This is a genomic window from Bacillus sp. MRMR6, from assembly GCF_001940785.1.
Classification (GTDB): domain Bacteria; phylum Bacillota; class Bacilli; order Bacillales; family Cytobacillaceae; genus Neobacillus.
The window spans coordinates 129,116-139,683 of the sequence record NZ_MSLS01000010.1 but is presented as its reverse complement, the minus strand read 5'-3'; the positions used below and the strand labels follow the sequence as shown (position 1 = coordinate 139,683).

Sequence of the window (10,568 nt, the reverse complement as noted above, 5' to 3'; positions counted from 1 at the left end):
AGGCCTTCATCGTTCACGCGGCGTTGCTCCGTCAGACTTTCGTCCATTGCGGAAGATTCCCTACTGCTGCCTCCCGTAGGAGTCTGGGCCGTGTCTCAGTCCCAGTGTGGCCGATCACCCTCTCAGGTCGGCTACGCATCGTCGCCTTGGTGAGCCGTTACCTCACCAACTAGCTAATGCGCCGCGGGCCCATCTGTAAGTGTCAGCGAGAAGCCGACTTTCAGCTTTTCCTCATGAGAGGAAAAGAATTATCCGGTATTAGCATCGGTTTCCCGATGTTATCCCAGTCTTACAGGCAGGTTGCCCACGTGTTACTCACCCGTCCGCCGCTAACCAAGAGGTGCAAGCACCTCATGATTCGCTCGACTTGCATGTATTAGGCACGCCGCCAGCGTTCGTCCTGAGCCAGGATCAAACTCTCCATGAAAGTTGATATAGCTCATTTGTTACGTTGGCTTATGTTCTCTAATTTAATAGAAGAAACATGAAATTTATTGTTTGTTGACGTTTTTGTTTGTTTAGTTTTCAAAGAACAATTTAACAACAAGGATATTACTATAACACGCATTAACAGTTTGAGTCAATAACTTTTTTCACCAAACTATCTACCTTCTTAGTGAATAGATTTAATATTAACACCCACTAAGATATTAATCAATGGTAATAACAACCACTTTCTTACCTGTTCTCCAACAACCATTTACTTGTCTGTTTTTGGGGAACGTTTTTTATAATACCACCTTAAAGATCGTATTTCAAATGAAATTTTTACCATCAGTCTCAATTAAACTCTACCCGTACGAAACTCTTTTAATGAACACGAATGATCTCGCGAATATCCTCATCATGTCTAACCCTTGTATGTTGTGATTCTACGCGTTCAAACTGATTGAATTCCTGTTCGCTCATTTCATTTTCTGCCCACCAGTTTTTAAAACTATAAAACAAATCATTAAATATCATTGTTGTACCTCCAATATATTGAGAACCACTTCTCTTTTGATTATCTGCAGCACCTTCATTATTTTTACCAATTGCAAAAAAAATAAAAGCATCCCTTTATAGGATGCTTAAATTGGACAAAATCTATCATCGACTCTATCCAATAAATATTATGAAACAGGTTTAATGTCTTCTTTTAATTGATCATACATAATGCTTGGGTCAATGGTTGAATAATTTCCGATCACCATTAATTGCAATTCTGGTGTTTTTGAAACAATAATCACTCCATCTTTAACTAATGACTGGCTCCCAATCACAGCATTTTCTATCCACACATTTTCCTCCACTATGGTTTCAGGAAGGATAACTGAATTTCTAATGACGGCACCTCTTTTTATTTTCACTCCATTAAAAATAACAGACCTTTCAATATTTCCGTAAATTTCACAGCCTTCACTAACTAGACTTTGATGAACCTTTGCTGATTCATCTAAATATGAAGGTGGTACATTATCATCAACTGTGTGAATTCTCCAGTCAGGATCCTGAAGAAAAATGTTTTTCTTATTATTTAATAAATCTAAATTTGCTTCCCAATAACTATGAACTGTGCCAACGTCTCGCCAGTACCCTTTGAATGGGTAAGCATAGATCTGTAACTGATCATCCACCATAGCAGGAATAATATCTTTACCGAAATCGCGATGAGTATATTCCTTTTGTTCTTCGCGAACTAAATATTCTTTTAAAATTTCATAATTAAAGATATAAATCCCCATCGAAGCTAAATTTGTAGTTGGATTTACTGGTTTTTCCTCAAAATCTTTTATTCTATGCGTCAATTTGTCCATTTTAATGAGACCAAATCGATATGCTTCTTCCCAAGGGACATCGACAACGGCGATTGTACAATCAGCCTTTGTTTCGATGTGCTCTTTCAACATCAACTCAAAATTCATTTTATAGATTTGATCTGCTGCTAGTATTAATACATAATCCGGTTTATATTGCTCAATAAATCCCAGATTACGATAAACAGCATGAGATGTACCTTCATAACATCCTATGACATGTTCATCTGAATAAATGGGTGGTAGAATGGTCATACCCCCGTTCCTACTGTACAGGTTCCATAAGTGGTCATTCCCAAGGTGGGTATGCAAAGCGAGAGGTTTATACTGTGTTAAGATTCCAATTGTGTCAATTCCTGAATTCTTACAGTTACTCAGTGCAAAATCAATAAGGCGGTATTTTCCTCCAAATGGAATTGCTGGTTTTACTATTGTTCTAGTAAGTTGTTCTAACCTTGTCCCCTTTCCGCCAGCTAAGAGCATAGCCATCCATTTTTGCTTTCTCATGGTCCTCCTCCTTTAATAAATTTTAAAGTTCTCATGACACTTAGTTGCTATACTTCTATTATCTCCAATCTTCATCTCTATCTCCGTTTACATGTTACAGAGTTGTGAATATCAACTATTTTTCCATCGACAGTTTATTCTCACTTATTACTAGATATTGGCTTTAATTGTCGGATATTAATAAAACAACTAAATCTTTTTATTCTCATGTAGTTTGACTAAATCCTTTCCAGATTATGTATTAATAGAAAGAACGATCGCTAGCATTCATATTCAAAGCAAATAATTATTCCGATTTTTCTAAATACTGATAAAATAAAATTATATAGCATCTCTTAAAGGAGCAATCTTATGTTTGAATTGCTTATTACAATGGTTGAAAGGCTTGGTATTCTCGTTACAATAGCTTTTATCTTAACCAGATTTCCTTTTTTTCGCGATATGATCTACCAAGAGAGGTTAAATCAAAAGCAACAGTGGACAGCTATTATTTTCTTTGGATTTTTCGGTATTATTGGCACTTATTCAGGGCTGACTCTCAGTACGGACAGCTTACAATTTAACAGGTGGAATTCAGGTCTAAATACAGATGAGGCAATCGCTAATTCCCGAGTCATCGGTGTTGTTTTGGCAGGGCTTCTCGGCGGTTATAAAGTGGGATTGGGCGCTGGACTAATAGCTGGTATTCATCGTTTTACACTAGGGGGATTCACAGCTATTTCATGCGGATTAGCCACCATTATTGCCGGATTAATATCGGGTATCTTTCATAGGAAAAACAAACATGTAAGCTTTCGTTCGGCATTTTTTATTGGTGCCTTGGCAGAATCCATACAAATGCTTGTTATTTTAGTTATCTCACGCCCTTTTGATAAGGCTTGGACATTAGTCGAAATGATAGGTTTGCCCATGATATTGGCTAATGGCCTAGGCTGCGCACTGTTTTTGCTTATTATTAAAAGCGTAATCAATGAAGAAGAGAAGGCTGGTGCTATTCAGGCACAAAAGACTTTACGAATTGCTGATCAAACTCTAGCATACCTGAGAAACGGACTTTCTAAGGAGTCTGCTAAAGTGGTTTGTCATATTTTACATAACGAAATGAACACTAGAGCTGTCGCAATGACTAATTCAACAGAAATTTTAGCTCACGTAGGTCTTGGGCACGATCATCACCGTGCTGAAAGCTCCATTCAAACCCAGATTACACTTGATGCCATTCTAAAGGGAGATATTACCGTTGCCAATCAGGAATCGATCCATTGCAGAGTAAAAGGATGTCCTCTCGGTGCAGCCGTTATAGCACCGTTAAAACACAGAGGAGCCACGATTGGTACATTAAAATTCTATTTCCGTTCCGAAAAGGAAATCACTCCCGTTACCATGGAATTAATAGCTGGTCTCGGTTCCCTTTTAAGTAATCAACTTGAAATCGCTGAAGCAGACAAGGCATACCAGTTGGCAAGAGAGGCAGAAATAAAGGCACTTCAAGCACAAATCAGTCCACATTTCTTGTTTAATACCCTTAACACGATCCTTTCACTTGTTCGAATCGATCCCGCTAAGGCAAGAAAGTTACTGGTATCTCTTTCCCATTTTTTACGCCAGAATTTATCTGTAACGACACAAAGCCTGACAACACTGGAACAGGAACTAAAACATGTTAAAGCCTACCTAGCGATTGAGGAAGCAAGATTTGTAGATAAGTTGGTTGTTATCTATGATATTGATGAAGATATTCTATTCCAAAATATCCCACCACTTACATTACAGCCGATTGTAGAAAATGCGATCAAACATGGAATGAAAGATAAAGATAGTAACTGTTTTGTAAAAATTTCTATAAAACAAAATCTACAATCAACTACCGTTAAGGTTGAAGACAATGGCATTGGCATGAGTAAAGATCGATCAATTCAAATTAGTAAAGCTCCAATTGAATCCACCACCGGCAGTGGTTTGGCTCTATATAATGTTAATAGGCGCCTAATGATTATGTACGGTGAAAGTGCAGCGTTGAAAATAATGAGTGAATTAAATAAAGGTACGGAAATTGCTTTTTCCGTTCCAATTAGGGAGGCAGGATAAGGTTGGGGCAGCCAATTAAAGTTCTTATTGTCGATGATGAGCCATTTAGCAGGGTTGAATTGATTCACTTATTAGAGACCTTTCCTAGCATCCAAATCATTGGCGAAGCAGAAACAGGTGAAAGTGCCATAATGAAAGCCCTACATCTACAGCCTGATGTTGTATTTCTAGATGTTGAGATGCCAAAAATGAATGGAATGACTGCAGCTAAGGCATTATTGGAACTAAAAAAAGTACCATTCATTGTTTTTGCTACAGCTTACCCTCAATTTGCTGCAGAAGCCTTCCGCTATGATGCTGTTGATTATCTATTAAAACCTTATGATGAGGAGCAATTGCAGGAAACGATTCAAAGGATTGTGAGGAAACAGATAAATTCTAATCAAAAAGATTTTGGTAAACCTTCTGGTAAACTAGCAGTTGAGGCCGATGGCGCAATCTTTTATCTCGAACCAAAAGAGATCCTTTATATGGTAAGAGATGATAAATTGACAAAGCTTATTACAAAGAATGGCGAGTTTGAAACAAAGACACCACTGAAGGATTTAGAAAGTAGACTACTAGCTTATGGTTTTTTTAGAATTCATAAAAGTTTTCTTATTAATTTAGATTATGTAACAAAATTGACTCCTTGGTTTAACGGTGCGTATCAATTAGAAGTTGAGGGTAGGAAGGAAATGTTATCGGTCAGCCGAAACTATGTGAAGGCTTTAAGAGCCCGCTTAGAAATTTGAATTAGTTAATTTTCAACTATTTCAAAAAATTGCATCTTAATCTTAAATAAACACATGTTATTCCAGTATTTCTACCTTTTAGTCGCCGTTTACCCAAATCGTACAGTCTCTCTTTTATACTTACTTATGAAACCGCATTCATTCCTAATTTAAAAGGGGGAGATTATTTTGTTTACATTTCTAGCAGGAATAGCCCTTCTCATTATCGGCTATTTTACTTACGGGAAATTTGTTGAAAAAGTATTTGGTGTGAAGGAAGACCGAGCAACACCAGCCTACGTTAATAGCGACGGTGTTGACTATGTTCCGATGAGTACACCCAAAAATTCACTAATACAATTACTAAATATTGCTGGTACAGGGCCTGTTTTTGGTCCGATCATGGGGGCACTGTACGGGCCTGCTGCTTTTATCTGGATTGTTGTCGGCTGTATTTTTGCAGGTGCAGTTCATGATTATTTAACAGGCATGATTTCCATTCGGAATCGAGGGGCTCATCTTCCAGAATTAGCAAGTAAGTTCTTAGGGAAAATCATGAGGCATGTTGTAAACGCTTTTGCTGTCCTTCTTCTTTTATTAGTGGGTACAGTGTTTGTATCTACTCCCGCCAGCTTACTGAATGTTTTAATGGATGGCAAAGTAGCAATAGGTATCATTATCGCGGCCATTTTTATTTATTATGTTTTAGCAACGTTAATGCCAGTTGATAAGATTATCGGTCGATTTTATCCATACTTTGGGGCACTTCTGGTGATCAGTGCTGTTGGGGTCGGCATCGGTTTGATTGTTACAGGTGCTCCAATTCCAGAACTTTCGTTCCAGAACTTTCACCCTGCTAATGCTCCTATTTTCCCATTAATATTCTTTACCATTACTTGTGGGGCACTTTCTGGATTTCACGCGACACAAACACCAATCATTTCTCGTACGACACAAAAAGAAAAGCAAGGACGTAAGATTTTCTACGGAATGATGATTGCAGAGGGAATTATTGCCATGATCTGGGCAGCTGCTGCGATGAGCCTGTTCGATGGTTATACAGGTTTACAAGAACTACTAGCTGCGGGCGGACCTGGAGCAATTGTTAGTGAAGTGTCTACTGCCATGCTTGGAGCAATCGGCGGAACGATTGCTATTCTTGGAGTTGTAATATTGCCGATCACTTCAGGTGATACCGCATTCCGAAGTGCACGTATGATTATTGCCGAGTATATTAACATGGCTCAAAAGAAACTATCAAGCCGATTATTGATTGCTCTTCCACTATTTGCGATTTCTGTCGTTTTAACACAAATTGACTTTAATCTCTTATGGAGATATTTTAGCTGGGCTAACCAAGCAACTGCAGTAATTGCACTTTTTGTTGGTGCTATGTATTTATACATTGCTCGCAAAAATTACTATATAGCACTTGTACCAGGAGCATTTATGTTAGTAATGGTAATTACCTATATTTTAAATGCACAAATTGGCTTCCGCTTACCTATGACAACAGCCTGGATAGGTGGATTTATCGGTGCCGCGGTACTCATCGCCTTGTTCTTCCGTGCTGCTAAAAAAGCTCGGGCAAACAATCTTCCTTTGGAAGAGGATATTTCTAACTGGAATAAAGTTGCTTAGAGTCTAAATAAAAAAGGAAGTGCATGCAATTTCAGCGTGCCCTCCTTTTTTTTGCTTCTATTCGGTAAGAAACTTTTCAATTGTTTTTTGAATATCATTTTCAGTAAAAATAAACTCTACTGTATCTCCCTCATTTAAGAGAGTTAATTGTTCCATCGCTTCTTCAGTTAGTTGATAGGCACCCTTTTCACCATCAATATCCAATTCAATCGTGTGCGGGTCAATTTGGCCGATAAGTAGTCCTTTTCCCTTATTATAAATAGATTTTTCAATTATTAAGTCTGTGCTTACTTTTATATCCTCTTCCTGCGCTGTTAAAAATACCTCAATTGTGAAGCGGCCATTGTATAAATCAGAAATCGAAAAGCCATTTTCGATATCTTGGTTCTCTTCCAATGTAATTTCTTCTATAGCTTGTGTTGACATTGCATCTTCAGAATATTGCTTCACCTTTTTCCCGTTTTCATCGTAGATAATATAATCAACCTTCAAGCCAGTTGAAAAAGTTAGCTTCTGTAATTCTCCAGATGTGTTTTTAACTTTAAAGTTCACCATTACGGTGTCATTCTCTTCTTTTATTTCAATGCTGGGATGAAACTTAGCAACAATGTTTTCTTCAGTTTGTGTACCACCTGTACTGCCATTTGTATTTTCACCTGTGCCGCACCCTGTTAAAAGTCCTGCCACTAAAACTGTACTAATCACAAAAAGCACTTTTTTATTTTTCATAATGGTTGCCCCTTTTAATTGTAATATAGTCTATTCAATCCTATAGTCGATTAAAAGGGGTAGGAAGTTACACTACATTCGCAAATTTTCCAACCTAGATACCACTTAATTTACCACATAATTCGTTACGATAACTGTGCTTGTATAGATAGAACGGTCTCTAAAATAACATTTACTCCTTTGGCACAATCATCCCATTCAGTAAGTTCTTCCTCACAATGACTCTTACCGTTAATACTAGGAACAAAAATCATGGCTGATGGAACATAACTAGCAATGAACTGAGCATCATGCCCTGCCCCACTTACCATTCTTTTATAGGAATAACCTAAAGACTTAGTTGACTCCTCTAGCTGCTTAATAAGTTGCGGATTAAACCAAACGGTACTTCGATCCCATAGTTTTTCTGTTTTGATTGTACATCCCTCATTTGCAGGGAATTGCTTAAGCCCTTGAATGATTTCTTCAACTCTTTGGATAACCACTGGGTCCTTATGTCTTGCTTCTAGGGAAAAAACTACTTTATTCGGTATTACTGTATGAATGTTAGGGAAAACATGCATTCTCCCCATCGTAAAAACTAAATCAGGATCAAGATTACCTAACTTATTCCTCACCTCACCGATAAGGTTGTTTGTTGCAAATAGGGCATCCTTTCTCATTCCCATCGGCGTTGTGCCTGCATGGTCAGACTCACCAGCCACTTCAATCTCGTAACAAACCATTCCAAGTACACATTCAACAACACCAATAGAACTTGATTCTGCTTCTAGTATTGGACCTTGTTCCACATGCAGTTCAATAAAAGCAGTAGCTTCCTTTAATCGAGATTCAACATCTCCATCATACCCGATTGCTTGTAATGCCTCACCAAAACTAGTTCCATTTATATCTGTCTTATCGAGCATAGTCGTTTTATCAAATTTCCCTGAGAGAACTCCTGAAGACATCATCGATGGTTCAAATCTAGCACCCTCTTCATTGGTAAAATTCACAATGGTTAGCGGTATTCTTGGGATAATTTTATTTTCTACTAGGGTTCTTACAACTTCCAAACCAGCTAGTACCCCCAATACCCCATCAAAACGACCGCCTTTTTTTACGGTATCTAGATGGGAGCCAATGACTATCGGCGGCTTGTTTTCAATGCCCGCCAAAGTAGCATAAATGTTACCCATATCATCAATCTTTACTTCCATCCCTAAATCTTTACAGCAAGCACAAAAATAATCTCTTGCCAAACGATCTTCTTCAGATAAAGATAAGCGGGTTACTCCATTTTTTTCTGTACGTCCAAAGTCAGCAAATGTTTCAAGTGTATCCTTCAGTCTTTCATTGTTGACTAATAACTTTTGCTTCTCCATTATACCCACTCCTTTCTACTCAATTCCTATGCTTTAAACATAGAAAAAATAATAAAAAAGAATGGTAGAAAATAGATCTTGCTTCTATCTTTTAATCTACGGTGATTTATTTATAAATCCAAATTGTTATATTGTTGTTATTAATGAGGCTAGATGTTTGGCAACAACCGCTCCCTGTCCTACTGATGCAGATATACTTGAATGCGGGGCTTTTGTACAAATATCCCCTACTGCAAAAATAGAAGGGTTACTTGTTTCTCCAATCTGGTTAGATTTAATAATCCCATCTACATCTATATCAACGATCCCCTGTACTAACTCCGTATTCGGCTTTATTCCAATCCGTATTAATACAGCATCAACTTCTATGGTAAAAACTTTACCTTGGCTGTTCTTCAAATTTATTGCCTTCACAGAATTTATCCCATCTATTGAGGTCAGTTGAGTGTCAGGCAATATTTTTATTTTTTCATTATTTAAGGTCAAATTTAAATACTGCCTTCTTGCCTTAAAAGTTTTAGTCCGATGAATTAAATAAACGCTGGCTCCAGCTTGTGCGAAAAGAATTGCACCTTCAAAAGCACGATCTCCCCCGCCAACTATGGCTACAGTCTTATCTTTAAATAAGTAGCGGTCAGCTGTGGCAGAATAACTTTCACCTCTATTGATCATTTCCTTTTCCCCTGGTATATTAAGATGTTTTTCCCCTGCCCCGGTTGCAATGACTAAATATCGGTATTGAATTTTAAGCTTGTTATCATCTTGGAGTAAGATAATTTCTTTATTTGGAGCATCTACGGATATCACTTTTATACCTAACCAATGATTGCAGCCCAAGTTGGTAAAATGCTCAATAAACCGATCTTTCAATTGATTGCCATTTTCTGCTTTAATTCCTGGATAGTCAATAATTTCATTATGTATTTTTGTTAACTGTCCGCCTAATTCTTCTCTACCCTCCAGTAGCAGGTGATTTAACCCTAACCTCTTACACCAGATTGCTGTTGAGATTCCTCCAGGTCCACCACCAATAATGACTACATCAACATAATTCACTAATCACCGCTCCCCTGCCATTCCTTGTTTTTTAAGAATGCTTCAAATTCCAGCCAATTCTTGACTCTCGGAACTTTTACTTCTCGGTTATATGGATAATCCATCGCTATAGCTGTTCTATTCGTTTTTGAGAATTGCATAAGATTGTGTGGAGCATCGTCAAACAATAAGTCACCCACAATCATATCTTTACGATGCGAAAAGATTAAATTGTGCTTTCCAATGAAAGGCAAATGCTCTTCAATCCAATGTTCTTTTTCTACAAACGCACTAGTTATACTACTTGTTACAATTAAAATATCATATTCTTTATGTAATCTCTCCAAAACCTCAATTGCATTCGGCAATGGTTTTAACCTTAAAAAGAGGCCAGGTTCCTTAAGATAATCGTAAATCTTTATTCCACATTGTGGAAGTACATATTTCTCGGAATACCAGCATTTCAACCGTTCAACTGTTAAATTATCATTGTAATCACTATTATAACGGTTATGCCATTCGGACATCAGATCACAAATTACAGAGTCCATGTCTATCAATAGTGTTTTCATTAAATAATCTTCTCCCCTTTAAATACATTCCCCTATGTTCATCTCTATGTTTAAAGATGGTCTAATTTTACTACACTTTTCATAATGTAACTATTCTTGGTTAAATTTGCTTTACATTACTTC

At 37.5% G+C, this 10,568-nt stretch carries 9 protein-coding genes and 1 rRNA gene; 3 read left to right on the top strand and 7 right to left on the bottom strand.

Translation table 11 applies throughout. The features are described from left to right. The 3 genes from BTR25_RS12315 to BTR25_RS12310 all read right to left on the bottom strand — a co-directional run. A 16S ribosomal RNA gene (locus tag BTR25_RS12315) occupies positions 1-427 on the bottom strand; the annotation flags it as partial. Positions 428-810: 383 nt separating this feature from the next. Next, entirely contained in the window at positions 811-963 is a 153-nt protein-coding gene (locus BTR25_RS27580; RefSeq protein WP_175596766.1) for a hypothetical protein, read from the bottom strand. Positions 964-1,112: 149 nt separating this feature from the next. Beyond that, on the bottom strand, positions 1,113-2,303 hold the full coding sequence (locus BTR25_RS12310; protein WP_075688355.1) for a glucose-1-phosphate adenylyltransferase: 1,191 nt from the start codon (positions 2,301-2,303) through the stop codon (positions 1,113-1,115). A gap of 351 nt (positions 2,304-2,654) precedes the next feature. Here BTR25_RS12310 and BTR25_RS12305 point away from each other — a divergent pair, with 351 nt between their 5' ends. The 3 genes from BTR25_RS12305 to BTR25_RS12295 all read left to right on the top strand — a co-directional run bounded on the left by BTR25_RS12305 (position 2,655) and on the right by BTR25_RS12295 (position 6,745). Continuing rightward, the gene (locus tag BTR25_RS12305) at positions 2,655-4,391 is read left to right on the top strand and encodes a sensor histidine kinase (RefSeq protein WP_075688354.1); all 1,737 of its coding nucleotides are present in this window, start codon (positions 2,655-2,657) and stop codon (positions 4,389-4,391) included. A gap of 2 nt (positions 4,392-4,393) precedes the next feature. Beyond that, positions 4,394-5,125, top strand: a complete 732-nt coding sequence (locus tag BTR25_RS12300) for a LytR/AlgR family response regulator transcription factor (protein WP_075688353.1) — start codon at positions 4,394-4,396, stop codon at positions 5,123-5,125. Between the two features lie 168 nt (positions 5,126-5,293). Continuing rightward, positions 5,294-6,745, top strand: coding sequence for a carbon starvation CstA family protein (locus BTR25_RS12295; protein ID WP_075688352.1), 1,452 nt, complete (start codon positions 5,294-5,296; stop codon positions 6,743-6,745). 57 nt (positions 6,746-6,802) lie between these two features. Here BTR25_RS12295 and BTR25_RS12290 read toward each other — a convergent pair whose 3' ends face one another. The 4 genes from BTR25_RS12290 to BTR25_RS12275 form a co-directional block, all read right to left on the bottom strand. Then, positions 6,803-7,474 (bottom strand): BsuPI-related putative proteinase inhibitor, encoded by a 672-nt coding sequence (locus BTR25_RS12290; RefSeq protein WP_075688351.1) that lies wholly within the window; start codon positions 7,472-7,474, stop codon positions 6,803-6,805. A 125-nt stretch (positions 7,475-7,599) separates the two neighbouring features. After that, complete coding sequence (locus BTR25_RS12285) at positions 7,600-8,838, bottom strand: Zn-dependent hydrolase (RefSeq protein WP_075688350.1); 1,239 nt, start codon at positions 8,836-8,838, stop codon at positions 7,600-7,602. 126 nt (positions 8,839-8,964) lie between these two features. Next, a complete protein-coding gene (locus BTR25_RS12280; RefSeq protein ID WP_075688349.1) occupies positions 8,965-9,894 on the bottom strand; it encodes an NAD(P)/FAD-dependent oxidoreductase in 930 nt (309 codons plus the stop codon). Further along, positions 9,894-10,445: a 5' nucleotidase, NT5C type gene (locus BTR25_RS12275; RefSeq protein WP_075688348.1), complete on the bottom strand. Its 552-nt coding sequence runs from the start codon at positions 10,443-10,445 to the stop codon at positions 9,894-9,896. Before BTR25_RS12275 ends, BTR25_RS12280 begins: the two co-directional genes overlap by 1 nt. Between the last annotated feature and the right edge of the window lie 123 nt (positions 10,446-10,568).

Bases quoted from the DNA above. Each gene is read 5' to 3' on its own strand.
- BTR25_RS27580 (WP_175596766.1), bottom strand. From the start codon at position 963: ATGATATTTAATGATTTGTTTTATAGTTTTAAAAACTGGTGGGCAGAA.
- BTR25_RS12305 (WP_075688354.1), top strand. From the start codon at position 2,655: ATGTTTGAATTGCTTATTACAATGGTTGAAAGGCTTGGTATTCTCGTT.
- BTR25_RS12285 (WP_075688350.1), bottom strand. From the start codon at position 8,838: ATGGAGAAGCAAAAGTTATTAGTCAACAATGAAAGACTGAAGGATACA.
- BTR25_RS12310 (WP_075688355.1), bottom strand. From the start codon at position 2,303: ATGAGAAAGCAAAAATGGATGGCTATGCTCTTAGCTGGCGGAAAGGGG.
- BTR25_RS12275 (WP_075688348.1), bottom strand. From the start codon at position 10,445: ATGAAAACACTATTGATAGACATGGACTCTGTAATTTGTGATCTGATG.
- BTR25_RS12290 (WP_075688351.1), bottom strand. From the start codon at position 7,474: ATGAAAAATAAAAAAGTGCTTTTTGTGATTAGTACAGTTTTAGTGGCA.